At 61.9% G+C, this 25,192-nt stretch carries 18 protein-coding genes; 14 read left to right on the plus strand and 4 right to left on the minus strand.

Annotation, left to right across the window (positions count from 1 at the left end):
- The first annotated feature begins 296 nt into the window (after nucleotides 1–296).
- Nucleotides 297–542 carry a toxin-antitoxin system TumE family protein gene (locus RYH80_RS19230; protein ID WP_489753340.1) on the plus strand — a complete coding sequence of 82 codons (246 nt, stop codon included), beginning with the start codon at nucleotides 297–299 and terminating at the stop codon, nucleotides 540–542.
- A 23-nt stretch (nucleotides 543–565) separates the two neighbouring features.
- Nucleotides 566–970, plus strand: coding sequence for an HVO_A0114 family putative DNA-binding protein (locus RYH80_RS19235; RefSeq protein WP_370905859.1), 405 nt, complete (start codon nucleotides 566–568; stop codon nucleotides 968–970).
- Nucleotides 971–1,069: 99 nt separating this feature from the next.
- On the opposite strand, the gene RYH80_RS19240 is transcribed toward RYH80_RS19235, so the two are convergent.
- A complete protein-coding gene (locus RYH80_RS19240; RefSeq protein WP_370905714.1) occupies nucleotides 1,070–2,491 on the minus strand; it encodes an FAD-binding oxidoreductase in 1,422 nt (473 codons plus the stop codon).
- 180 nt (nucleotides 2,492–2,671) lie between these two features.
- Here RYH80_RS19240 and RYH80_RS19245 point away from each other — a divergent pair, with 180 nt between their 5' ends.
- The 4 genes from RYH80_RS19245 to RYH80_RS19260 all read left to right on the plus strand — a co-directional run bounded on the left by RYH80_RS19245 (nucleotide 2,672) and on the right by RYH80_RS19260 (nucleotide 9,835).
- Nucleotides 2,672–3,691: a Cdc6/Cdc18 family protein gene (locus RYH80_RS19245; protein WP_370905715.1), complete on the plus strand. Its 1,020-nt coding sequence runs from the start codon at nucleotides 2,672–2,674 to the stop codon at nucleotides 3,689–3,691.
- A gap of 522 nt (nucleotides 3,692–4,213) precedes the next feature.
- Nucleotides 4,214–5,008, plus strand: coding sequence for a hypothetical protein (locus RYH80_RS19250; protein WP_370905716.1), 795 nt, complete (start codon nucleotides 4,214–4,216; stop codon nucleotides 5,006–5,008).
- Nucleotides 5,005–6,246, plus strand: a complete 1,242-nt coding sequence (locus RYH80_RS19255) for a PD-(D/E)XK nuclease family protein (RefSeq protein WP_370905717.1) — start codon at nucleotides 5,005–5,007, stop codon at nucleotides 6,244–6,246. Before RYH80_RS19250 ends, RYH80_RS19255 begins: the two co-directional genes overlap by 4 nt.
- Entirely contained in the window at nucleotides 6,239–9,835 is a 3,597-nt protein-coding gene (locus RYH80_RS19260; RefSeq protein ID WP_370905718.1) for a UvrD-helicase domain-containing protein, read from the plus strand. The genes RYH80_RS19255 and RYH80_RS19260 overlap by 8 nt, the downstream gene beginning before the upstream one ends.
- Before the next feature lie 280 nt (nucleotides 9,836–10,115).
- On the opposite strand, the gene RYH80_RS19265 is transcribed toward RYH80_RS19260, so the two are convergent.
- Nucleotides 10,116–11,429, minus strand: a complete 1,314-nt coding sequence (locus RYH80_RS19265) for an RNA-guided endonuclease InsQ/TnpB family protein (protein ID WP_370905719.1) — start codon at nucleotides 11,427–11,429, stop codon at nucleotides 10,116–10,118.
- A gap of 492 nt (nucleotides 11,430–11,921) precedes the next feature.
- Between RYH80_RS19265 and RYH80_RS19270 the strand changes: the two genes are divergently transcribed.
- The 7 genes from RYH80_RS19270 (at nucleotide 11,922) to RYH80_RS19300 (ending at nucleotide 19,318) form a co-directional block, all read left to right on the plus strand.
- Nucleotides 11,922–12,728 carry a transcriptional regulator TbsP domain-containing protein gene (locus tag RYH80_RS19270; RefSeq protein ID WP_370905720.1) on the plus strand — a complete coding sequence of 269 codons (807 nt, stop codon included), beginning with the start codon at nucleotides 11,922–11,924 and terminating at the stop codon, nucleotides 12,726–12,728.
- A 245-nt stretch (nucleotides 12,729–12,973) separates the two neighbouring features.
- Nucleotides 12,974–13,780, plus strand: a complete 807-nt coding sequence (locus RYH80_RS19275) for a transcriptional regulator TbsP domain-containing protein (RefSeq protein WP_370905721.1) — start codon at nucleotides 12,974–12,976, stop codon at nucleotides 13,778–13,780.
- 157 nt (nucleotides 13,781–13,937) lie between these two features.
- Nucleotides 13,938–14,408, plus strand: coding sequence for a methylaspartate mutase subunit S (glmS, locus tag RYH80_RS19280; protein ID WP_370905722.1), 471 nt, complete (start codon nucleotides 13,938–13,940; stop codon nucleotides 14,406–14,408).
- Nucleotide 14,409: 1 nt separating this feature from the next.
- Complete coding sequence (locus tag RYH80_RS19285; RefSeq protein ID WP_370905723.1) at nucleotides 14,410–15,876, plus strand: methylaspartate mutase subunit E; 1,467 nt, start codon at nucleotides 14,410–14,412, stop codon at nucleotides 15,874–15,876.
- Nucleotides 15,866–17,110 carry a methylaspartate ammonia-lyase gene (locus RYH80_RS19290; RefSeq protein ID WP_370905724.1) on the plus strand — a complete coding sequence of 415 codons (1,245 nt, stop codon included), beginning with the start codon at nucleotides 15,866–15,868 and terminating at the stop codon, nucleotides 17,108–17,110. The genes RYH80_RS19285 and RYH80_RS19290 overlap by 11 nt, the downstream gene beginning before the upstream one ends.
- A gap of 100 nt (nucleotides 17,111–17,210) precedes the next feature.
- Entirely contained in the window at nucleotides 17,211–17,837 is a 627-nt protein-coding gene (locus tag RYH80_RS19295; RefSeq protein ID WP_370905860.1) for a MaoC family dehydratase, read from the plus strand.
- Nucleotides 17,834–19,318, plus strand: a complete 1,485-nt coding sequence (locus tag RYH80_RS19300) for an acetyl-CoA hydrolase/transferase C-terminal domain-containing protein (protein WP_370905725.1) — start codon at nucleotides 17,834–17,836, stop codon at nucleotides 19,316–19,318. The genes RYH80_RS19295 and RYH80_RS19300 overlap by 4 nt, the downstream gene beginning before the upstream one ends.
- Nucleotides 19,319–20,969: 1,651 nt before the next feature.
- Here RYH80_RS19300 and RYH80_RS19305 read toward each other — a convergent pair.
- Nucleotides 20,970–22,814 (minus strand): DUF2264 domain-containing protein, encoded by a 1,845-nt coding sequence (locus RYH80_RS19305; RefSeq protein ID WP_370905726.1) that lies wholly within the window; start codon nucleotides 22,812–22,814, stop codon nucleotides 20,970–20,972.
- Between the two features lie 49 nt (nucleotides 22,815–22,863).
- A complete protein-coding gene (locus RYH80_RS19310; protein WP_370905727.1) occupies nucleotides 22,864–23,256 on the minus strand; it encodes a hypothetical protein in 393 nt (130 codons plus the stop codon).
- A 1,301-nt stretch (nucleotides 23,257–24,557) separates the two neighbouring features.
- Between RYH80_RS19310 and RYH80_RS19315 the strand changes: the two genes are divergently transcribed.
- The gene (locus RYH80_RS19315; RefSeq protein ID WP_370905861.1) at nucleotides 24,558–25,124 is read left to right on the plus strand and encodes a restriction endonuclease; all 567 of its coding nucleotides are present in this window, start codon (nucleotides 24,558–24,560) and stop codon (nucleotides 25,122–25,124) included.
- Nucleotides 25,125–25,192 lie beyond the last annotated feature (68 nt).

Consider the following 25,192-nt stretch of genomic DNA (forward strand, 5'->3'; position numbering starts at 1 on the left):
CCCACCGCTGAAGCGGTGGGCCTCCGCTCACTCAATATCACGATGGCAGTCAGCCACGGGCGACCGTGACGGCGGCGATGCGGTCGGACGCATACAGTGTCGGCGAGTCTGCCAGCGCAAGTATCGTGTGTCATGCGTTCGTCGGTATCGTGGACCGACGCCAGCGCCCAGTTACCGTTGCTATGTCACTGGGTACATAGGCTTATGTCTGTAGAACTAGAAATATAGGGTGACGGACGGCGTCCTACACGACGACCGCAGACTGGCAGGCGGTTGAGGCCGACTATGTCGTCGACGTGACCATCTGCCGTACAGAAGACGAGACGTATCCATGCGGGTGGGACTATGCACACCACCTTGGGGAAGTCGGTGGAGAGACCCTCCTGCGATACGACAATGCTCACGAACGCACGAGGGGCCACAAGCGTCATACTCAGAATGATACTAAGGAGATCGAGTTTCCCGGGATGCTGACGCTGTACGATCGGTTCAAACACGAGGCCGAGGAGATGACACCCATCGAATGGAACTGGCCGACATAGGACACCATCAAGAGGATCAAACCATGCCCACGCTCACAGTCACTGTCGGCAATCATGATCACCTCAACGAGCGAACGTGTCGTCGGATTGAGGCAGCCCAAGACGGAGAGGAACTCAAAGACGCCCAGCCCGTGTTGAATTTCAGCTCATACGCAGAGCTGAATCGGCTCCTCAGTCCGGCAAACCTAGAGTTGCTGGAGACGATTGCCCAGCATAGCCCCGAGAGTATCAGTGCCACCGCTGAGTTGGTGGACCGTGACTACAAGCAGGTGCATCGCAACCTCACCGAACTCGCAGATATCGGCGTAATCGAATTCGACGAGATGGGACCAGGACAGCCGAAGCAACCACTGCTCGCTTACGACGGGTTGGAGATTGATATCCCGTTCACGCCGTCAGATGAAGATGTCAATCCTGTCGCTCCCTGATCTATGAGAGGTGTCGAGTGAACGCGTGTGACGGAGGCGCTGTGTAACGGTATATCAGCTCCCTTGTTGTTTTATTAGCTGGCGCACCGATTCGACGAGTCAGTCGTTCCCGGAGTGGATAGGCGTTGAGTGGTCGAATACGTTTTCGGGATCGAACTCGTGTTTGATCTCTTGTAGGCGGTCAAGATTATCACCGTAGGCCTTCTCACTCCAGTCTTCCCAGTCGGCCTCTTCAACACCGACGTACCCCGGATATGCCCCCTCGCCGCCACGGTCGCGCAGTCGGCGTTCGGTTTCGGTGGCCCACTCGATGTGGGCGCGGTTATCGTGTGACTCCCAAGCGGCCTCAATGACGATCAAGTGGGCCTTGTCACTCCACGCGAACGCCGAAGAGTTGCCGCTTCCAACGGCTTCGCCCATCGGCCAGATCCCGATTCCGTCCATCCGTCCAGGGGCGGCTTTTGTCCGGTCGAGAATGAATTCGTGGAGGTCATCGGTCAACTCGTCGACGAACACCGATCGGTGGACGTACTTCCGTCCCCACGGGTGTAGCAGCGTTCCCATTTCGTGGAGCATCTCGTATGGGACGACATCGCTGTTATCGACCAGCGGCTCCGCTGCATCCCGAAGCGGGGCGAATGTCTCTAGACCAGTCTCAGGGTCGCCGGCATAGCAGCCGATCAGGGCTAGGGCGTCTTCACCGTGGAGTTCCGGCGGCATACCGGGGACCGCCGGCACCTCCGAGTAGTTACAGATCACTGTCGCCTCCGGCGGGGCGGTTTCAGTGAACTCCCGCAGCGCGGCGAACACCTCGTCAGCGGCAGCTCGGGGATGGAACACGCTTAGTCCTCCCACCATAGGGCCGACATCGTACAACTCGAACTCGAAGTCAGTAACGACGCCGAAGTTGCCTCCGCCCCCCCGGACAGCCCAGTAGAGGTCCGCGTTAGACTCCGGTGAGGCCGTCACCACCTCGCCGTCGGCAGTCACGAGTTCGACGCGTCTGAGTGCATCGACTGACAAGCCGTGTTTGCCCCGGAGCCAGCCGATCCCACCTCCGAGGGTCGTCCCCCCGATACCGACACAGCCCGCGCTTCCAGTCGGGAACGCTAGCCCGTGTTCCTGTGTCGCGGCCAAGACATCGGCGGTTGTGTTCCCTGGGCCAACGTTCGCCACCCGGTCGTCGTCGTTTACGTCGAGGTGATCGATGTCCTGGAGGTCGATCACAACGCCGTTCTCGGCAATAGCGGTCCCAGACTGGTTGTGAGCGCCAGCTCGGACCGAGAGTGGAAGGTCGTGCTTGCGTGCGAACGCGATGCCCGCAGCCACGTCGTCACTGTCTGCCGCCTGTACGATCAGCGCCGGATACCGGTTGATCAGCCCGTTCCAGACGTCCCGGGCAGTGTCGTAGCTGTCACCGTCCGGGGCGACGAGCGCGCCTGTCAACTGTTGTGCGAACTTCCCTACCGTCTCCTCGCCCAGTGTACCCACGACACCGAGCGGGTGCATGTCTGAAGACACTGCAGCGGAAAGGTCGAGACGTATGATAATAATAGTCCGTGTCAGACAACTGTGAAAAACGCAGTGTCTGACCAGTGACGCTGTCGAGCCCCTCAGGGCTCGCAGGACGGGCTACCTGAATCCGGAAAACCCGGAAACACCCCCATCGGACCTTTTAGGCTAGCACCGAACCAGGGCAGTATGATCACAGACGCGAGCGTCCTCCAGAAGGGGTTTGTCCCCGACGACTCTATTCACCGGAACCGCGAGGTGACTGCCCTCTCGCGCTCGCTGGACCCGCTCACACGCGGCCACATCCCGGACCCAGTCCTCCTGACCGGTCCATCCGGTGCAGGGAAGACGACCTTCACGCGCTTCGTCGTCAACCAGCTCGAAGCAAGCGCCCCCGAGACACAGGCCGTCCACGTGAACTGCTGGGAGAGTCACACCCGGAGCGGCGCGCTGTTCGACGCCCTCGAGTCACTCCAGGTGGCGACAGCCCTCCACCGCAACTCGACGAGTCACGATGAACTGCTCAACCACCTCGCCGCCATCGACAAGCCGGTAGTGCTGATCCTCGACGAGGTGGATCAGTTGGACGACACCAGTCTGATCTACGACTGCTACGCCACGGCAGGCGTGACCACCATCCTGATCACCAACGACAGAGGTGAACTCCTGCGCGAGATGGACGACCGCGTTCGTTCACGCCTCCAGACGGCCGATCACATCCACTTCGACGCCTACACCTCCCAGCAACTCGCGGACATCCTCCAAGCGCGTGTCGACCACGGCCTCGTCGCGGACGCGATCTCAGAGCCCCAACTCCTCGAGATCGGCGACGCCGCGGCCGGCGACGCCCGCGTGGCACTTTCGATCCTCCGCACAGCCGCCCAAACGGCCGCGTACAACGACCGAACGACGATCACCACCAGCGACATCACCGACGCCATCCCGCGCGGGAAACAGAGCGTCCGCGTTCGGACACTCGACTCCCTCCGAGAACCACAACAGGAGCTGTTTCGCCTGCTTCAAGCAACGGGCGAAACTGCACCTGGCGAGTTGTACGAGGAGTTCGCTGCCACCCGGTCGGATCCACCCACGAAGCGGACTGTCCGGTCCTGGCTGCAGAAACTCGCTCACTACAACCTCGTCGAATACTCTGGGGAGGGCCCAACGCGAACGTACACCCCGGTGCGAGACGCGCCACAGGCTGTCTGAGATGCGTCTATTCATCCGCGTCCGCGCCAGAAGACGCCATCGTGATCAGGTCGCGACACCTGCTTGCGACCCCGGTCTCGGTCATGGGGCGCCCTCACGACGCCGTGTTGTAAGGCGCCTGCTCTGGACGATGTCCGACCACTGTCGCCGTGACTTCGACAGGCAGGTGTCTCCGGCTCCGGCGTGTGAGCGCATCCGGTTGCAGCATACTCCCGGCTCACCCTGGCGGCTTCGAGGATCCCGTCCAGACGAGACTCCCATCGCCGCCCGCGGTATCGCAACCGATATTAGTACGACAGCGTCTCCGTGGTCAGACGGAGCCGCCCCATCTGACCCGTCATGTCACATCAGTCGGTCTCTCGTCCTGCGATTTGACCGGCATATACGTCCGCGAAATAGTGCCTGTGAGCCGACCAGTCAGCCAGCGGATGACACTCCAGCGCACAGCAGTCCACCAGCCACCCACGACACATAATGCAACAACTGAATCCCCGCCAACGAGAGCACGCCCAGCCTGCGTCCGTGCCGTTCACCGTCCATGTCGACACTGTGCCGCCGCTGCACGCCTGGGCACAACGGACACCGGACACACAGCACCTCGTCGTGACACCTGTACGAGCACACAGGCGCAATCTCCGGAACCAGCTACGCGAGCACGACTGCCCGCAAACGAATTTCGAGTTCGCCCGGATACTCGAGGTCGCACGCCGCGTCAGTGGACGCGACGGACCGACAGAGACACTCGATACCGTTGACCGATTATACCACCTACGCTCTCTTCTAGCAGAGGCGCGCCAAGCCGACGCCGCGTGGTTTAGGGACCTCGCGGTAGCGACGGGAACCAGGCTCTCGGAGCGACCTGAGGACGCGGAGGCGATCCGCTCAGAGATCGAGCTGATCACCGGGTTCCACCCAGACCGACTCGCGGCACTCCGTTCGGCAGCAGACGGCATTGGGACGCCAGCCGACCAAGACAGCCACGCGCGCATCACGGCGGCCGTCGCCATGCAGCGGGCACTCACACAACGCGTCGACCCAGCGCCGACACCGGACACAGTGATCCGTGCCGCCACGCGGACACTCGCCGCTGAGGGTGCAGCCGCGTGGCAGGCTGCCTACGAGACCGTCGATCGCGTCACGGTCGCTGGCATGGCGTCACTGCCGGCAGCGTTGGTCGATTTCCTCCGTGTCGTGGCGACCGAGGCAGCTGTCGATATCCACCTCTACCTTCGTGCGGCGACGGGTCCGACGGCCCGCGACCGACTGCCGGCGTTGTGTGCGGTCGATACCCCCGGCAACGAGGTGATCGAGTCGTGACCTGCGATACCGACACGACACAGGTCGAGATCGTCGCAGAGAGCCGTCCGGCGGAGGCACGACGTATCCTGGCAGTGGTCGCCGAGCATGCCGACCGCGGCGGGTCACCCAGCGATATCGCCGTCGTCGTCCCGGATCCAGACGCGTACGAACCACCGCTTTCGAACGCGGCGGCGCGACACGGCCTTGCGACGGCGACATGGACACAACTCCCACTCACCGACACGCTGCCGTATCGGCTCGTCGCCGCCTGCTGTCGCGTGCTCGACGCCACCTCCTGCTCGTGTGAGACGTTCCTCAAGCCGTTAGTGTACCATTGGACGCCGCCGTCACTGGCGTCCAGTGGCGCGTCGCGAGACGCTGCCACACCGCGTGACCACGACGAGTCGTCGTCATCCTCAGTCGGGACCCCGAGCGGGGCTGTGGGCGACATGCCGGCAGGCGACACAGCGGTGTCAGCACTTCGCGCGATGGTCCGAGACGCGTTGCAAGGCGACGAGACATCAACCCGAGACCCTGTGGAGTGGTGTCGCTGGATCACTACCCGCGAGGTGCCGTCGGTGGTAGAGGCGTACTGTGAGTGGGTCACCGCGCACCACCACGAGGGCCGCCCGCAGCCAGACGCCGTCGACACAGCGCTGTCACCCGTGTTGGACGCGTACGAAGACGCGGTCCTACCGCTACGGTATCAGCGTGATGGCCCGACGTTGAGCCAGACGGCACAGACAGCACGGGGCGTTGTCCGGACCCAAGACCTCGTTGAGGAAGTCGTCACGACGTACGCAGACCGGCTCGAGGCCGGCGAGCCGCCGTCGTGGGCTCTTGTTGGTGACCTCGCCGAAACGATCGCGGAGCTTCGTGCCGGCCGCCGCGAGCACGCGAACGCCCACGCGCTCGACGTGATCGACGCGAACGACACCTGGGGGCTGTCACGAGACGTGGTGATCGCGGTCGGCCTCAGACACGGCGGCTGGATCGAATCACGCCAGGGGCGGCTGCCACCCGCACTCCAAGCACGACTGGTGGACCGTGCCGACATCCCGGTCGGGATCCGGGCAGCGTGGTCGGAAGCACAGGTGCGAGACCACTTCCAAGACACCGTTTCGGCGGCGTGTGACACGCTCGTCTGTACGCGGCCAGAACGCGACCCCACCGGAACGCCGGTGCCGCCATCGCCGTTGCTCGCAGCCCTCGACACTGCGACTGTGACGCCCACGGAGGTGTTCGCCGATGACTGACGCCGAGCCCGCCGCGGGGGCGACGCGCCCACCACTGAACGACGCACAACGCGAGATCGTCGACGCCGCCCTCGCGGCTGACGCAGGCCTCTTCGTCCAGGCGTCTGTCCCGGGCTCGGGGAAGACATACGCGAGCAGTCGCTTGTGTGCTGAGTTTCTGCTTGAGCGTGCCGCCGCCGGCATCGATCGCCCGGCCGCGGGACTGGCGGTCATGGCGTTCAATCGCGACGCTGCGGCGAACCTCCAGCCGGAAGTGACAGACTGGCTCCGGTATCTCGTCGCCACCGACGCGACGCCGGCCGCTCGCAGTCTCGAGGTAGCCGACGTGTCACGCCTCGCCAGTGCGTTTCGTCGTTCGGAGACGGTCGGCACGATCGACGCCCTCCTAGCCCACGTGTTCCGCGACATCGCACTTGAACTGGGGTTCGATGACCCGACTGTCGACGCCGGCCACGCTGTCGACCGCCTCCACCGCGACGCCTTCGAAGTGGTCTGTGGGGACCCCGCGCTCACCGACGAGATTGAGCGTCTCGGCGACGCGTACCCACCGGAGGACGACGACAGAGACGAGCTGGACAGGGTTGCGGACCTTCTCGAAACGATCACGAAGACGGCGCGTGACCACGGGTGGACACCGTCGGAAGTGAGAGAACGACTCCACGAGAGTCGACGGGCGTTCTATCCGGACGGTCCGCCGTCATCGCTCGCGGACGTGATCGACGACGCACGCCGATTCGCCGGCGACGGCGCCGGCGTGTCGCCGACCGAGACGTGGAGCGAGGACGAGATCGTCGCCGCAGACCGCGCACTCCACGACGCCTGGGCGGCACGGATCGACGACCTCGTCGCAGTCTACCGGTCGTACGTCGCCGCGTACGATCGGGCCTGTCGAGAGCGGGATGTCGTGAGTCACGTCGACTGCGCCCACTGGATCAGGCAGTACTTCGGCGACTCCACGTGTCCACACCGGTGGGCCGACGATGCGGTGTCTGAATCGGTCGTCGATCGACGCCGCACCCGCCTCCGTGATCGGTGGCAGAACCGGGTCGATCTGCTCGTCGTCGACGAGGCACAGGATATCTCGACCGGTCAACACGACGCACTGGCACAGCTCGTCACTGACGACACGCGGGTAGTGTTGTACGGTGATCCGTTCCAGAGCATCTACACCTGGCGGAACGCCCGGCCGTCGTCGTTCGCCGGCGCGATCACCGACGGCACGTACTTCGACCGCGAGTGGGACACGCACGTCGTTAGGAAAGCCCGAACAACCTACCGGCAACGCCCGGCGCTCACAGACACCGTCGACAGTGTGTTTGGTCCAGCACTGGACGACCCCGGACGTGGTGACGCCCCTAGTCTCGATGTCGACTACGATCCGCTGTCGCCCGACCGTGACGCCACAGACGACCCCCGCCTACACCTCGCTACCTACCGACCGCGCTACGACAACGACGACGATCACCAGGCGGAAGTGCTCGCACAGTACCTCCGTGGCGCACTCGAAGAAGGCGTGTTCGACGACGGTGACAGTGACGCCGTCACCGACGACGACGCCGTCGCCAGTGAACACGGCGATTCCACTGGCACACGCGACGATCGACAGCCGCCGATCCGGGTGTTGTTCCGAAGTGAGTCGTCGATGGGGGCTGTCCGTGACGCCCTCACGGACGTCGGACTCACCGTCGGGACGGCAGTGCCGGTGTTTGAGCAACCGTTGACGCAGACCATAGTGTCGTTACTCGAGTGGCTCGTCGACCCGCTCGCTGTCGGGGCGACTGACGCGATACGTGACGCCGCCGCGACGGCTCACAGCGATACGCTGACTGCCGTCGCGGACTACGTTGACGACGCCGGGTGGGGCACAGCTGACCGTGCCGGTGACACGGCGCTCGACGGCGACGCCGCGCGACTCTTCACCGAACTGCGGACGCTCGCGACGGACACCGCCGAGCGTGCGCGGTGTGCGCCGTCAGAACTCGTCGAGCGGTTGTGTCGGGTACTCGCCGTTGACGATGACCCGTTCGGGATTCAGCCGGACAGCACCGTCCGTCACCGTCGGCGCATTCGTGACGAACTCCGGGCTGCCGCCGCCGACGCCGACGGCCCCGAGGTCCCGCCGTCGTCGGTCGTCAGTGTCCTAACTGCACTCTGTGACGACCCCGACGACGGCCCGTCTCTGGCGGTCGATCCAGACGAGTACGATGTCGTCTTCGAGACGATCCACTCGTTCAAAGGCGCGGAGACGCAGGTCGTCGCACTCGGGGATCCGGCGTCCGACCCGACTGGGTGGTCGTACACGGACTCGGTCGTCGCTCGTGGGACGACGCTTGCCGTCTGTCCCCCCGCGACGACCGACGCGTCTGCATCGGCACACGTCCAGAGGGTTCCGGTGAACGGCTACGGCGGTGGCTTGTTCGACTACGAGTCCGAGCGGTCCTCGAGGAAGGACTCCGGACTGCGGTGGGTGACGAACCGGTCGCGGACGGACTCGAAGACGACGTTTGTCGGGCCGGAGCGCTTCGCCAAGTGCGCTGCCGAAGAACGCGCGGAGCACTGGCGTCTCGGGTACGTCGCCGCGACACGCCCCCGAGACCATCTCGTCGTCCCGGTTCCGCGACAGTCCGATCCGGACCCGAGCGACTCCTGGGCGGCCGCGTTCGCGCATGCGTTCTCGCCCAAGGAGGCCGACGTACAGTCCGAAGTGACGAGGCGACCGGCCGCCGCAGATCGACTGATAAGTGTCTCCATCGACGATGTCGCGGCGCGTGACCCCCTCGAGTCACTCTCGGGGCCGTGGACTGGGCGGTCTCCATCGTCGCTACAGTTGCCGACGTACGATTCGACAGCCCAAGACTGGCTCCCGCGATTCGTCGACGCGAGCACGTTCTTCCCGTTGTCCGAGGACCACGACCAGTACGTCGTCGATCACCTCCTCGGGCGGCAACTCGACACGGATAGTGGGACGACGGACACGGACGCCCCACTGGGCGTCGTCGGTCCTAGCGTCCTCGGACAGATCGCCCACGACACGTTCGGCAGTCTAATTCGATCGGATCCGGACTGTGATCGGGTTCGTGCTGGTCACGCCGACATCACGAATCACGTCGACTGGGCGCTCGATCGAGCGCGGCTCAAGCACGGGCTCGACGACACGCAACGAAACCGGATTAGAGACTACCTGTTTGAGGCCGCGCTCCCGGCGTTCGTCGCGACCGACGCCTTCGAGCGACTGTGTCGCGCCGGCACGGTATTCGTCGAGGAACCATTGGAAACGCGGATCAAAGTCGACGACCTCCGGGTGGAGTTCCGCGGGCAGGCAGACTTCGTCGCCCGCGACGGCGACGAGTGGCTGATCGAGGATATCAAACTCACCTTCGCAGAGGGGAGTGCCGAGACCGACGACCGCTACAGACACCAGTTGGCCGCCTACCGGTGGATACTGGAACGACAGGGTGTTGATCCGTCGGCTCGGGTCGTCGCTCGGATCACGAACATCGGCGAACGCAACAACGAATCAGAGCTCTCGCCCGAGATAGATGTTGACGAGCGGATCCGCCAACGGCTCCGTCGGCTCGGTCCCGAGTGATCGAGACGAACTGTCTGTCGTATTCGACATCAAGTAGTTCCGATCAGTCACTACCCCTAGGAGATGGTACACGTGTCGGCTTGGAGGACAACGGAGGGCAACATCGCCCTAATCAGAGTCACAATCCTGTGACTGATTGTTTCCTGCTCTACCACCGACCGTATTTTCTCCACAACAAAAACCAACACATAATAGTAGGCTGCATCCGAAACGGTTGTTGACATCCTCCTCCGCCTGAAGGCGGAGGAATCCCACGGTACCACACCGCTGGGTTGGGATATTAGGGTTTGCAGTCTACCACCTCTATCCGAGGTTGGAATCCTCGGGAGAGGTCATGAAGGTAGACTCCGGGCTGTGCCAACCAGCCGGTACTCCTATCTCCACCCAAATCGGGTGCAGACTCGGAGTTACTTTGGTTGATATCGAGACGGATGTTCTCCGCCCCGTTCACGTCCGCATTGAATGCCGCGTCACACGACTCACACACGTATAGGCCACGTTCAACACGCTGACTGTCGTCTTCCCTCCCGCAGACGCAACACGTCTTGCTCGTGCCCCGTTCAGACACGTCCACGACCTCGATGCCCTCGACTTTCACCTTGTATTCGAGGATGTTCGAAAATCTGTCGAACGCCCACCCGTGCAGGTCAAGGTTGCCGTGCTTGCCCCAGTTTTTCGACTCACCGTTCTTGTCCTCGCGGACACCAGCGAGTTTCCCGATGTTGATTCGGCCCACTTCTTGCTCGACACATCGCTCAACGATGTGTTTCGCTAAGGAGTGGAAGAAGTGGGTGCGACGCTCTGACCACTTCCGGTGCAACCGAGTTACCTGCGCACTACTGCTGTCGTCGCACTTGGCAATTTCCTTCGGGAAGTAGTAGCCGTCCTGTTTCAGGCGGTTGCCGGGGTACAGGTCTGCCTCTTCGGTGCTGTACGCGACGGCGGCGAAGTTGCTGATACCGAGGTCAACACCCGCCGTCTCGTCACCGGGAGCATCGGGCGTCTCGATCTCGTCCTTGCAGATGAGGTGAAGCTCCCACCGCTTCTTCGACTGGTCGTAGACGGCCCTAACCTGTTGCAGATTCTCAACGGTGACGCCGGGTCGGGTTTCGTATTCGACAAGGATGTATTCCCGCGCTCGGGGGTACTCCTTGTGATTCGCGCCTTTTGACAGGCGGACACGGTTGTTCTTGGTGTCGTGGCGGAAGCCGTTCTGTTTCCATGTCACCGTCGAACGCGGGTGTTCTTCGTGGACGCGACGACCTTGGTTGTCGTAGTAGTTTTCTTTGCGGTAACCGGGTGGGTTATCCCGTTCATCGTCGGAGCCGTACCACGAGTTGAAGGCTTCAGCGAGTTCCTCCAGAACCCGCTGACTGGACTGACTATGCAGCCCGTTGTACTTTGGATGGGTCTTCAACTCGTCTTTCAAGTCCCCGTGACCGGGAATCTCGCCGGTCTCCTCCCACACTTGGCGGGAGTGGTAGTTGGCGACGTTCCAGAGTTTGCTAGCACTCCACCCATGTCGGTTGAGCGAGTCCGCTACCTGTGAGTGGTTGCGGATTGTCGCTCGGTGAGTGCGGTGGACTTCCAGCATTCTGAACGCGCGTATAACCGCTTATACTTTTGCTTCTTGTAAAGGTTGGTCTTTGGAGTCGGTTGAATATCCAGATGTATCATCGGCGGTGGGATGTGGAGTGAGTTGTCGGATTCATCGCGCGCCTAAAGGCGCGGGTATTCTCCTTGTTCTTTATAAACTTGACACCAAGCGAGTGGCGTTGTGGATCTACGCCACCTCCCAGCCGATGGGTCGGTCGGTCACATCGCTCGGATGCATCAGCGTTTCCTCGTAGGGTCCTAGCGGAACGCAGTGTCGAACCACGGCCGAAATGTGATTATCACCTGGCATTTGGTGGCCCTCTCAGTTGACTAGCTAACTAACAATGACAGGCTAGAACGGTGATGTTAGTTAGCCTGTTGTTTCATTGTTTTCTCGGCAGTCACAGTGTCGTTCCAGCCTACTGATCATCTTACAACATACTGTCTACACCGCTAATAGTAAGAACCGGGATTTCCAATCATCGATACAATGGCAGATCAGATTAGCGCGGAGACAGCAGCCGAGTTGCTCACGACACTATTTGCCGACGAGGAGGGAGACGCACTGCTCGTTGACCCGCCGGTGACGCTCTTAGCGGCTCTCGGGGAGGTTGAGACGGACGCACTCCCGGAGACGCTACATGTGTTGGCTCGAGAGGAGCCGCTGAAGACTGCTCGCGATGATTTCCTAGTGGCCTCGAATCTTGCAGATCACGTTGAGGCAGATCGAATCGGTGTGCGCGTACTCACTGAGAGTGGTGAGACGCCGCTGTTCGCGACTGCAGACTCGGTGTACGCTGTGGTCGATACTGAGGGCCTCCGGTCGATTGCATTCGCGACAGACGACGATGGTGTGATCGGCGACGTGTACGAGACGTATCAGGAGCGGTTTGACGAGGCCGAGGCATTCGACCTCCGTACACCAGGTCGCACGCGAGCGATGGAGCAACTCGCAGCTGATGTGGGTGCAGGTGTCCAGGAGGACTTCCACGCAGTGCTCGCGAGTCTTGGTGAGGTAACCGAGGAGACGATTGACGAGGTAACGCTTGCGCTACTGATCGCGGCCCGGAATGAGGCCCAGCTCTATGATATTTCGAAGTGGGGCGAAGACACAGGCGTTGCCTCGAAGGCGACGTTCTCCCGGACGAAGGGCGAGCTTGAGGAGAACGGGTTCATCGAGACGGAGAAGGTGCCGATCGATGTTGGTCGGCCGCGCCTGCGACTGCTGCTGGCTGACGACGATTTCGCGAGCGCTGATCTCGACGAGTTCGCGACTGTCGCCCAAGAGAAGCTGTAGTCGATTCGAGACGCTCGGACTCTCGCTTGAATCGGCAGGCTTCCGCTTGCTCCGCCTCAGTCCTGGCAGGCAGTGCTGGTCCAGCTAACCAACAGACGAGGATCAAACACCGTATGTTGGTTAGTAGCTACGCAACCTACCCGCACTCTTCGGAGAACAGTGTGAGAGACTCACGCTATGTCATCAACGTGTTTTCACGCACATCAGAAACGGTAAGTAATTCCGCCGTTACCGAGTGTGCGTATATGGCACATTACATTGGCGACGAAGCAGGGGTAGAATTGCTCACTGAGTTATTGGCTGAGCTACATGATGACGCACTCCTTGTCGATCCGTCGGCGTCGGTGCTCGCTGCACTCGGGGAGGTCGAGACAGACACGTTCCCACCGACGCTGGATGTGCTGGCACGAGAGAGCGTGCTGAAGACTGTCCGCGACGACTTTCTGGTCGCCTCGAATCTCGCGGACCACATCGCTGCGGATCGCCTCACACTCCGGGTGTTCACCGGCACGCCAGAGACGACCATCCTCGCGACTCCTGAGATCGTGTACGCCATTGTCGGAGGCGAGGGATTGCAGCCGGTGGCTCTCTCCGAGGACGATGCGAGTGTGACTGCTGACGTGTGTGCGACGTACCGCGAACAGTTCGGTGAAGCAGAGTCGTTCAATCTCCGGACACCAGGGCGACTGCGGGCACTTGAGCGGCTCGGGGCTGATGTTGGAACAGGGGTTCGAGAGGATCTTGAGACCATTCTCGGGACACTCGCGGAGGTGAGTGACGAGACGATTGACGAGGTGACACTTGCGTTGTTGGTGGCTGCCCGCAACGAGGCGCAACTCTACACGATCGGCCACTGGGGGGAAGATGTCGGGCTTGCCTCTCGAGCGACGTTCTCGCGGATGAAGACCGACCTTGAGGACGCTGGCCTGATCACCACGGAGAAGGTGCCGACCGACGTGGGGCGGCCACGACTGCGACTGCTGCTGGCTGACGACGAGCTCGTGAGCGCTGATCTCGACACGTTCGCAGATGTCGCCCAACGGAAGTTGTAGGCAGACCGAGCCAGTCAGTACGTCTTGAGTGCGACGTAGGTCCGATTAGAGGCTTCGTCCCGTAGCGCCAGCTCTGGAACACTCTCCGGCATAGTCGACGCATGACGAACGGCAGTACGTTTATCATCGATACGCTTCTGTCGAACGCCTACCGACAATGACATCGACACAGACAGTCGTACTCGGGACGATCGGATCAGACGCGCACGCGGTCGGCATCACGCTGTTGGAACACGCACTGCGGGAGGGTGGGTTCGAGGTGTACAACCTTGGTGCCCAGACGCCACAGTCAGCGTTCGTCACGGAAGCCGACGAACGGGACGCCGACGCGATCCTAGTGTCCTCGTTGTACGGGCACGCCAGACAGGACTGCGAGGGGTTCCACGATAGGCTCGCGGCGGCGGATGTCGACGCGGTGACGTTCATTGGCGGTAACCTCGCTGTTGGACAGACGACGTTCGAGAGCGTCCGGCAGGAGTTCCACGAGATGGGGTTTGACCGTGTGTTCGGGACTGAAGTCGGGTTCGACGAGGTGGTCAAGAGCCTCCGGGAGACTGTTAACAACGCCCCAGAACGAGCAGATGAACAAACCGGCGCTCAGACGGAGCCGACACGGCTCCGGTCGTAGCGTGGTCGAAGACGTTCGCCTCACGGACGAGGAACTGCGGCAGATCGACAGTGAGGTCCGCGAGGCGTGGCCCACGGCGGAGGCAGCAGACCCAAGCACGGCTGTGGAGTACCACCGCTCCGTCCCCGAGTCGGAACGGTTCGCGGCCGTCTTGGAGTCGGCAGATCGGGTGTTGCTCCAGCCGCGCGCCGGCGTTCCGACTGTCGACGGTCAGATCGAATTGCTTCGACAGCTGAAGACGGACGGTGGAGCCGATCTTCTGCCGGCGACTATAGACTCATACACCCGAGACAATGCCTACAGCGAGGCGGCGGCTGGGCTTGAACGCTCGCGTGAAACGGGCGACAACGAACTCAACGGATTCCCAGCTGTCAACCACGGTGTTGACGGCTGTCGTGCTATAGTCGAAGCGACGGACGCCCCTGTTCAAGTACGACACGGGACGCCAGACGCTCGGACACTGGCGGCGGTAACACTCGCAGGTGGGTTCCAGAGCTTCGAAGGTGGTGGGATTAGCTATAACCTCCCGTACACCTCACACTACTCGTTGGCGGAGACCATCGAGTACTGGCAGTACGTCGACCGGTTGTGTGGAGCATACACAGAGCGCGGCGTCCGAATCAACAGAGAGCCGTTCGGTCCACTCACAGGGACACTTGTCCCGCCATCCATCTCAATCACCGTCTGTCTGATTGAGGGGTTGTTAGCGGCGACACAGGGTGTCGAGAGCCTGACGCTCGGTTACGGTCAGGTTGGTAACGTCGTTCAAGATGTGGCTGCGATCCAGGCGATGGAGTCACTCGGGGAATCAGTGTTACCGAGCTCGGTAACAGTGACGACCGTCTTCCACCAGTGGATGGGGGGGTTCCCCCGCGACGAGGCCCGGGCACAGGGCGTGATCGGGCTGGGTGCGGCGACGGCTGCCCTCGCAGAGCCGGACAAGGTCGTGACGAAGTCGCCGCAGGAAGCAGTTGGCGTGCCGACGGCGGCCGCCAACGCCCGGGGGCTCCGCGCGACCAGACAGACCCTCCGGATGCTGTCGCCTCAAGAGATCGATCCTGACGGCGTCGAACGCGAACGGGATTTGATTGAGCGGACGGTGCGATCACTGTTGGCGCGTGTGCGCGAACTCGGTGATGGTGACGTGGCCCAAGGAACGGTTCGAGCGTTCGAGACCGGCGCATTGGACGTGCCGTTCCCCCCCAGTGACGCTGCTGCCGGAGACGTGTTGCCCGCCCGAGACGATGACGGCCGGGTGCGACTTCTAAAGTTCGGCAACCTCGCTGTCGACAACGACGTGGTCGCGACCCACGCCAACAGGCTTGACGAACGGGCTCAAACGGAGGGGCGTGAGCCCTCCTTCCGGATGGTCGCTGATGACGTGTCCGCGATTAGCCAGGGCCGTCTCGTCGGACGACCCGGTGACGACGCCGACCAGGCCGAGGAGGTGGGGACGGATGCAGATTGAACGCGTGACCGCGACACCGGGCGTGGCGGGGTTCTTTTTTGACGATCAAGCGGCGATTCGCGATGGGGCGGCACCGGACGGCTTCGTCTACGACGGCAGCCCAGTGACGGACGGTTATCAAGAAATCCGCGAACCGGGCGAGGCGCTGCTCATCGCGGTGAAGACGAGCGACGGACAGACACATCAGGGAGACTGTGCAGCTGTTCAGTACTCCGGCGTCGGTGACCGAGACCCACTTTTTCGGGCAGCAGAGCACGCGCCGGTGGTAAACGAAGCAGTCGCGGACGCGCTCGTCGGCCGTGACGCTGCCGCGTTCGCCGCAAACGTTGACGCGGCGCTGACGGCGGCCGACGACGCCACCGACGACACCGCACACACTGCCCTCCGTTACGGCGTCTCACAGGCGTTGTTGGCGACGGCCGCGGCGGCGCAGGGGACAACCCGAACGCGGGTGCTCGCGTCAGCGGTTGGGACCGAGCCGGTGATTGAGCCCGTGCCCGTGTTTGGTCAAAGCGGCGACGACCGCCGGCGAGGAGCAGAAAAGATGCTGGTCAAGCACGTCCCGGTGCTCCCACACGGACTGTTCAACGCCGTCTCAAAAGTCGGGACGAGCGGAGAACGTCTCCGCGAGTACCTCTCATGGTTGTCCGACCGCGCGGACGAACTCGGATCACCGGGCTACACCCCGCGGTTCCACGTCGACGTGTACGGCATCATTGGTGATCTGTTCGGCCCACCATACGATCGTGCCGCAGTCGTCGACTACTTCGCCGATCTCCGGACAGCCGCTGCGCCGTACCCGCTTCAAATCGAGGGGCCGGTCGACGCGGGCGACCGTGCATCACAAATCTCCGCGATGGGGGAACTGCGCGATGGGCTGGCCGACGCCGGTGTCAATGTCGACATCGTCGCCGATGAGTGGTGTGACGACCGGGACGACGTGGCGGCGTTCGTCGACGCCGGCGCCGCCGACGTGGTCCAAGTGAAGACCCCAGACCTCGGTGAGCTCCGGGAGAGCGCCCGTGCCGTCCGCGACTGTGCGGGAACCGACAGCCGGGCGTATCTGGGAGGAACATGCAACGAGACGACCGTCTCGGCCCGTGCGTGTGCCCACGTCGCGCTGGCGACCGGCGCCGCCCAACTGCTGGCGAAACCGGGGATGGGATTCGACGAAGGGTACGCGGTCGTCACCAACGAGATGCGCCGGACGCTCGCCCGTCACCGTGATCGGTGATGACAGGATGGCGGCGCAACAACACGAGCCCGGATCCGACACCGTCTCAGGGAGTACAGCCACGAGACTGACACGCGGCCATAACAACACTTCACAAGCGATGACTGACGACACCCACCAGACTGACACGAACACCACGGACAGCCACACGGACGACGACACGGAAACGGTCACGCTCGCTTCTGGGTGGCACGGACGGTACTATGAGGACTTCGCCGTTGGAGAAGTGTACAAGCACCCATACGGCCGGACGGTGACGGAAACAGACAACGTCTGGTTCTCCAATCTGACGATGAACGTCAACCCGATGCATTTCAACGAGGCGTACGCGGCTGACACGGAGTTCGACGGCCGGATCGTCAACGGACTGTACGTGATCGCACTAGCAGTCGGGATGAGTGTGATCGACGTGTCAGCCAACGCCACAGCCAACCTGGGATACGACGACATACGCCACCACGCGCCAGTCAGACACGGAGACACAATCTTCGCTGAGAGCGAGGTGATCGCCCGACGAGAGTCAGAATCGCGTGACCACGCTGGGATCGTCACGACAGAACTCCGAGCGTACAACCAAGACGGACAGAAAGTGTTGTCGCTCACCCGGTCACCGATGGTATTGAAACGAGCACACGCAACACCGTCGGCAGAACAGCCGCCAGGCTGGCCGACGGGAGTCGGCACGCAGTCGGGCGACGAACGGGCAGCAAGGGGTGACGGTCAGTGACGACACCGACGTTCAGCGAGGACCTCCAGCGGGTCGGCGATGTCCCCGTGACTGACGCCGCGACGGCCGCCGCGAGCGTCAACGACGATGCTACGCTATTGGTCTCTGGGTTCGGGAGTGTCGGCGATCCAAAGGCAGTCCCGCTGGAGATTGCCAAGGCAGCCGAAGCAGGGGAACGCGACCCGGAACTGACAGTCGTGTCCGGTGGCAGTGTCGGCGATCCGATCGATACGGCACTGATCCAAGCGGACGCTGTCGCGCGCCGATACCCATACCAGGCCCGGAGTGCGGCCCGCACGGCCGTTGACGATCGCTCGGTCGCGTTCGCCGACCGCGGGATCGCCGGACTCTCGGACGAGGTTCGGTTCGGTCGGCTTGTAGACCCAGACATCGCTGTCGTAGAGGCGGTCGCTGTCGGTCACGACTGGCTAGTCCCATCAACCTCACTCGGGCAGACGCCAGGGTACGTCGCCGCTGCTGACGAGCTCGTCGTTGAGGTGAACGCTGCACAGCCGGTTGCCCTCGGGCAGTTCCACGACGTGTATCTTACGGATGCGCCGCCAAATCGTGATCCGATCCCGTTATCGGCTCCAGGCGACCGAATCGGTGACCCGTTTGTTCGGTTCGACTCCGAGAAGCTCCGGGCAGTGGTTCAGACAAATGAACCGGATGATCCCTACAAGTTTCGCGAACCGACAGCGGCTGATCGAGCAATCGCCGACAACGTCGTTCAGTTCCTCCGAACGGAGGCCGACCGCGACCCAGTCGTCGCCGACGCGCCGACGCTCCAGTTTGGTGTCGGGAGTCTTGGGAACGCACTGATGGGCGCACTTGCCGACACCGAGCTCCTCAACGGTGACGGTCCGCCGCTGCGGTACTTCGGCGAGGTAATCCAAGACGGCCTGCTTGATATCCTTGACACGGGAAGGCTCGCTGCCGCCTCCGCCACCTCGCTCGCCCTGTCGGCAGACGGCCAAGAACGACTGTTCGCCGAGCCAGAGCGGTACGCTGACCGCATCGTGTTGCGGCCGTCTGCGGTGTCGAACGCGCCCGCGCTCATCGATAGGACCGGTGTCGTCGCCATCAACACCGCTGTCGCGGTCGATATCTACGGGCACGTCAACAGCACGCACCTCAACGCCACGCACGTCCTCAACGGTGTTGGAGGAAGCGTCGACTTCCTCCGGAACGCCCACTGTTCAATCGTCGCAACCCCTGCGACCGCTGCCGATGGCGACGTGTCTACTGTGGTGCCGATGGTGTCGCACGTCGATCACACGGAACACGACATCGACGTGGTCGTCACCGAACATGGGGTGGCCGACCTCCGCGGGTGTTCGCCCGTTGAGCGCGCCGAGCGTATACTTCGAATCGCCGACCCGGCTTTCCGCCCTGACCTCCGCCGGTACCTCGACCACGCCCGGACGAGTGGCGGACACGTCCCACACGATCTTGACCGCGCGTTCGACTGGCAACGTTAACCAACTGTTTCACGTGCGTCTACCGGCATCCAACCCCGATCGACGACACGTACACACCAAGCGAGCAGATGGCACTGCACGATGCAATCGCAACCGTGATCGAAGCTACTGATGCGTGGGTGAATCGCCTTTGGGGTCAAGCCCCGAGACTCCCCGTTTCGATGACGTGACGCACAGACACACGCTGGAACCCAGCGGTGTCCGTAGTGGTCAAAAACGCACGACGCGATCTCAAACAGCGTGTCCTGCGCTCGTCAAGGCGGGAAGGCAGAGGTTCACCAATTAAGAGTGGTAGCGTTGATCTGAATCTGAGTAGTCTATAGGGCTAGGGTCCGTTCGACTGCTCACCCGCCAATCCGGCAAACAATCGCGTTCTGATCAACGAACGGCAGGAGATCTTCGACGCGCCTCACGAGTAGCGAGTCTGCTGTCTGTACAGGCGCGATGGTCGTGTTTTCACCCCGGCTGGCTAACCAACAACCCGCCTGTCCGCACCCGACTGTTGGCTAGTGTCGACGGGAGCGCTCCTCATTGACGCCTGTGAGACAAGCGGAGCTGCTGGTCCGACGAGCAGGAATCAGGAAAGGGATCCATACCGCGGCCGGCAGCCGGTCGCCCCGGCGTAAGACCTACCCCTGTCACACTCTTGTATACGATGTCGGGCTTGTGGACTCCACGGCGAGCGCGCCAACTCCATTCACCCCGTTGCACCCCCGAGATGCTCGCCGACAGCCCGACCATGCAACGGGATGTTGACGAACCGCGACGCACACGACAGCCAAGACTCTAAACGGCGTCACCACCTACAGCGGACGCTGGGTGGTATCCCGCCTCACAGGCGGCGGGCCCCTGTCAAAGTTCGACTAATACTCGCCGCCACCTGCCCAGCATTCTCCCGGGTGAGTGCTCACGCTACACATCCAAGCCATCAAGTGACTTGATCAGTCAACCACGATACCGGGTGCAGTTCCGCTTCCCAGCGTCTCGCGTGCCTGCACACCGCTGGCGTAGTGCCTGATTCCCCCTCACCATCCTGCACCCGGCACGATTCCTATAAGAGGAGTTGGACATAAGCGGCAATACGCGAATAAGCTGCTGTCAAGTCTGGTGACAGCTGGGTGGGTGCGGAAGCCGGTGACGAGACTGTATGAGTTTGTAGCGGACCCGGGAGAGGAGTAACTCCTGTTCCAGTGGGCAAGCCACATTCACACGGGAAGTAAGGAGTCGCTGTGGTTCAATCGGCAGGCGTTCACGTCTGCTAGCCCAGTCTTGTGCGGATGAGTGCGGGGCTGGCCGCCAAGCACTCAAGTGGTGCACCGGCCTAGTGTGGTTACCGGGTGCATTCCACGTACCAGAACATCGTGTGCCTGCACGTTACTGGTGTGGTGCTTCCCTGACTCCTGCACCCGGCCGCTGACAGAGTGGTGAGCGGTAGCTGTCTGTGAGCACCTGCCGGATACATGGGAGTTGAAGCTCAGAGGGCATCCCACCCCTGTGGTCGCGGTGTGAGCTCTTACAAGCAGGGTAGCTCACGATGGTGTCACGACGCCGATTCCGAGAACGACGAGGTCCCGGATGGTACCTTCTCGTTCGGCACCCATCGTGCTCGGTGCGGTCCCGACGAGCGAGGCCAGGGCTACTCGGGCCGCTCTCAATAGACCCGCTTCCCCTCTGTATCTGTGACGGTGAATCTACCCTCTTCGAACGACACCGCTGGACGAGACTGCAGCGGTACCTTTATTTCCGAGTCCGGGGTCGCGATCACACCGGTGGCTAACCAGGACTCACCGGCGTCAAGTTCCCCAGTGAGTGTGGGCACGACTGTCCGCTGGTGCATGAGATTCACGTTGGAATCCTGGAACACCACCGACGCGTCTCTCGTGCCGGTGAGATCGGCGACGACACTGGTCCCGGCTGGATACCGAGCGACGGCCGTCGCGTCGTCGGTCTCGTCGGTGTAGCGGTCGCCGTCCTCGCCACCCGTTCGGTCGATTGCGAAGCCCCCCTCTGCGCCGACGAACGACTCTGTGGTCTCGACTCGGTGGACGCGCACGTGCCACGGGAGTGTGGGGATCAGCCACGTGTCTACCGCGACATCGTCGAAGGGTGTCCAGCGAGCGTACGCGGCGTCGGTCGAGACAGACTGTTCGGTCACGTCCTCTCGCATCCGGAAGTGACGTCCGTCGCGACTGAGAACGAGCGTGCTGTCGTGGCCGGCGCCAGACAGTCCGAGTTGGCGACTCTCGACACTCACGCCGAACGCGGTCGAGTAGGCGAACTTGTTGTACTTCTCGCGTTCTGTGCTGAGCCCACTCGCGATGCCACGCTGTCCGGTCGTCAGGCTGTACTGGTGGCCCATGCTCTCGTCTCGGCAGATGATGTGGTTCGCGGCCGGCTGGACGACCGTTGCGTTCGTGTCTGGCCGTCGCTGCTCGGTGGCTCGCCAGAACGGGTGGTCCGACGACAGGGCGAGCGGGAGCGCCGCCTTGAGCGCCCAGTAGGGACCGCTGGGGGAGTTGTAAATCTCGGCCATCTTCAGATTTGGGTACCGGTACCCGATAGAGAGGGCACCACCGTCGGTGAAGATCGGCTGTGAAACCCACCAGCGGACGTTTCTCGCCCAGAGCCCGCGGATCTCCCCCCAGTCGAGCGAAGCCGGTGTGACCCCTGCGAACGCAAGAGCACCCCAAAACGACGCCTGTGCGAACCGATAGGTCAGGCTCCGACCGTACGGGAGTGCCCGCCCCGTGTCGTCGAACCAATGGAGATACTCAGTAGCGAATCGCCGCGCCCGGTCACGAAACGTCTCCCCGTAGCCGCCCGCCTCGTCGGTGAGTGCGCTGTACAACAGTCCGTTGACGTGCATCTCCCACGCCGTGTAGTGGTCTCGCGGTCCGATCGCGTCGTCCGTGCCGTCGGCGTACCACCCGTCGGTCAGTGCGTAGCTGTCGAGCCGCTCGAGATCGTCCTCAACCCGGTCCCAGTCGTGTGTGGCACCGACCGCTCGAAGACCGACGTTCGTCAACACACGGAAGAACAGCCAGTTACAGTCGTGTAACTCGGCGTCGTTGATCTGACCGAGCCACGAGGCGACACGACGCCGTTCGTCGACCGCGAGTGGAGTCCAGAGTTCGTCGGGAATGAGTGCCAGCGCGACGCCGATCGCCGCCATCTCGACATGCTGTTGATCGTAGTCTCCTGCAGTCCCCCAGTACTCTGCGTGCTCGGGCGTACAGCCGTTGACCAACCCGGTCCGAAACCGGTCCCAGTCGTCGAACGAGTACCCACCGGCAGCGAGAGGCGCGACACCCCACAACAACCGTGAGAACCCTTCGAGCTGAGCGTCCCGCTCCGGGTAAAATGCGCCAGTCACTCCCGGAGTGACACGCGCGTTCCCACTGCTGAAGTGCGACTGCAGTGGCTCGTACAGGTCGTGGAACAGTTCTCGAAAGTCGCTGCGGCTCTGAAGGGGGGCGTCCCCAGCGGGGACATTCATACGAATGGCACCGCACGACGAGCGCTTAGATTTTGTGGCGAGAACTCCGTCACCGGACGTAACTTGGAGGGGATTCGTACACTGTCCGTCGATTCTGGTAGGCGTGAAGATTCGACGAGGACGACTGGTCAACCTCCTTTCTGGCGCGTTCGGCACCTTCGGCGACCACCATGGCACTGAGTAATCCACGCAGGTCGTCCATGTCCTCCGTCTCGAGGGACCGGAGCGTGTCGTCTATGTCGAGTGGGATCTCGTCGTGTGCTTCCTCCCGATTCGTCTCCGTACTCTCGAGTTCTCGTTTCAGGCGGTCACACTTGGACTCCAACTCGTCGATCTTCTGATGACAGCTGGGTGGGTTCGGGAGCCGGTGATAGGACTGTATGAGTTTGTAGTGGACCCACGAGAGGAGTAACTCCTGTTCAAATAAGCGAACCGCACTCACACAAGAGATGGGAGTCGGTTTGACCGGTGGGTGCCCACGTCTGCTATTTAATTGTTATGTGACTGTGTGCGAGGCGTGATGGTCCAAGCGTTCAAGTAGTGCAAGCATATAACATTAATACCGGGTGCATTCCACATACCAGAACATCGTGTGCCTGCACGTTACTGGTGTGGTGCTTCCCCGAGCCTTGCACCCGGTTGCTGACGGTGTAGTGAGCGGTAGCTGTCGGTGAGCAACTGTCGGATACGTGGGAGTTCAGGTAGCGCGTGTGGTCTATCCGTCTGACTCGTTGCACTCGTTGAGTTATTTGCTACCACCCCAGCAGCAGGATCGTGACCAGTAGTCTGTACCGTACTGAGGCACACCGACAATCTCGTTCACCTCTGTCGACGAGGTGCTCAAATTGTTCGCGTGGTGTACTCTCTGAGACTGAGTGGAGGACCACTCTTTCACTCGGTCAGGCCAACGTCTGTTCCCAATGAATGGACAGAACTCTTGGATAGCATCCCACGCTTGTGGTCGGGGTGTGAGGTCTTCTGACCGGGGTGGCTCACGATGGTCTCAGACGGGCAGACCTACGAATATATACTATTTCTCATACTTCTGCTTCCGGAGGAGACACTGGCCTTCAAAAGTGCAAGCGTGCGAACACATAAGCAACCTGGCACTCAACACCCGCATTGTTAAACCACTCAGCGATCTCGGAGATGAAAAGCGGTTGAATATATCCGTTTGTTTATTTTATTTCTTTATATTAAACTGTAAAACTGAGTTTTGTCTAGAAAATATAGGAATCTATATGACAATCTATTTACGGAGAGTTCGGTGAGACTACCGCGGCGTTTCTATCCGTCTAGTTATGGTAGTTGGCACTGGGAGAGTATGCTGGTTGGATCGGTGTCTCGGAGGGACTCGTAAGCGGTGTCGCGGTCGGCTGGACGAGGGGAGGCTGGGGGTCGATGGGGAAGACTCCGGGGGAAGGCCTCATGTAGGGTCCTCGTCCAGCATCGTGTGTATCTTGCTTCACGACTTAATAGCTCTGTGGATGGGCAGTGCGGTGGACTTCCCCGCGGGTGTTTTGAGCGGGTCAACAATAGGCAAGTAGTCGATCGATGGTCCAGCGGACGTGGGTTCGTGTCCTCCAATGGGCGGTCACTCCCTCGCGTGCGAAGAGATACATCTCGACAGCACATGCTGTCCAGATACGTGTATGCGAGTCTCCCTGAGTTATCGGGGCATCGCGTCCTTCCGAGGCGAACGGCATGTCTCCAGCCGACTGCAGACTGTGTGCGGTGAGTGTGATGATGTCCGGCCCTGATCCTACTACTCCGTCATCGGATGACCAAGGAGTAGAGTACGCGACACCGACGAGCGAGTACCTCCGACAGCGACTCCAGACGATGGATCCGTCGCACTTCGAAGAGTTCGTAGCGGATGCCTGGGGAGAACTCGGCTGGGAGACGCGGACTGTCGGCGAGCCCGGGGACCGCGGCATCGACGTGATCGCGACGGATGGTGATGGAAAGCAACTCATCCAAGCGAAGCGATACGGGCCTGAGACGACCGTGGGATCGCCGGAGGTCCAACAGTATGCAAGTCTTCAACTCCAGGAAAACGGTGTTGATGACGTGGTGATCGTCACAACGGAGACGTTCTCACAGCAGGCAAGGCCGCTCGCTTCAGAGCTGGATGTGACACTCGTCGACGACGAGACGTTGCTGGAGATGCCAGATGAACTGGAGGGGTATGAAGTGTTTGTCGAGCACTTCGATGATATCCACGTTGCTGGTGACGAACATAGCCGTGGTGGGATGACTGGAACTGAGGCGGGTGTGATGAATCGGCTTCGGGAATGGCTCGGGTGGTGAACGGCTGCCACTACGGCTAGTCCGCACAGCATTCCAGTGAGAGAGGTGCGCTTCAGGCGACTGTGAGC

This window comes from Halobaculum sp. MBLA0147, from assembly GCF_041361345.1.
Classification (GTDB): domain Archaea; phylum Halobacteriota; class Halobacteria; order Halobacteriales; family Haloferacaceae; genus JAHENP01.

Coding starts and splice junctions, on each gene's coding strand:
- RYH80_RS19235 (WP_370905859.1), top strand. CDS start 566: ATGCCCACGCTCACAGTCACTGTCGGCAATCATGATCACCTCAACGAG.
- RYH80_RS19275 (WP_370905721.1), top strand. CDS start 12,974: ATGGCACATTACATTGGCGACGAAGCAGGGGTAGAATTGCTCACTGAG.
- RYH80_RS19295 (WP_370905860.1), top strand. CDS start 17,211: ATGACTGACGACACCCACCAGACTGACACGAACACCACGGACAGCCAC.
- RYH80_RS19290 (WP_370905724.1), top strand. CDS start 15,866: ATGCAGATTGAACGCGTGACCGCGACACCGGGCGTGGCGGGGTTCTTT.
- glmS (WP_370905722.1), top strand. CDS start 13,938: ATGACATCGACACAGACAGTCGTACTCGGGACGATCGGATCAGACGCG.
- RYH80_RS19305 (WP_370905726.1), bottom strand. CDS start 22,814: ATGAATGTCCCCGCTGGGGACGCCCCCCTTCAGAGCCGCAGCGACTTT.
- RYH80_RS19265 (WP_370905719.1), bottom strand. CDS start 11,429: ATGCTGGAAGTCCACCGCACTCACCGAGCGACAATCCGCAACCACTCA.
- RYH80_RS19315 (WP_370905861.1), top strand. CDS start 24,558: ATGATGTCCGGCCCTGATCCTACTACTCCGTCATCGGATGACCAAGGA.
- RYH80_RS19260 (WP_370905718.1), top strand. CDS start 6,239: ATGACTGACGCCGAGCCCGCCGCGGGGGCGACGCGCCCACCACTGAAC.
- RYH80_RS19245 (WP_370905715.1), top strand. CDS start 2,672: ATGATCACAGACGCGAGCGTCCTCCAGAAGGGGTTTGTCCCCGACGAC.
- RYH80_RS19270 (WP_370905720.1), top strand. CDS start 11,922: ATGGCAGATCAGATTAGCGCGGAGACAGCAGCCGAGTTGCTCACGACA.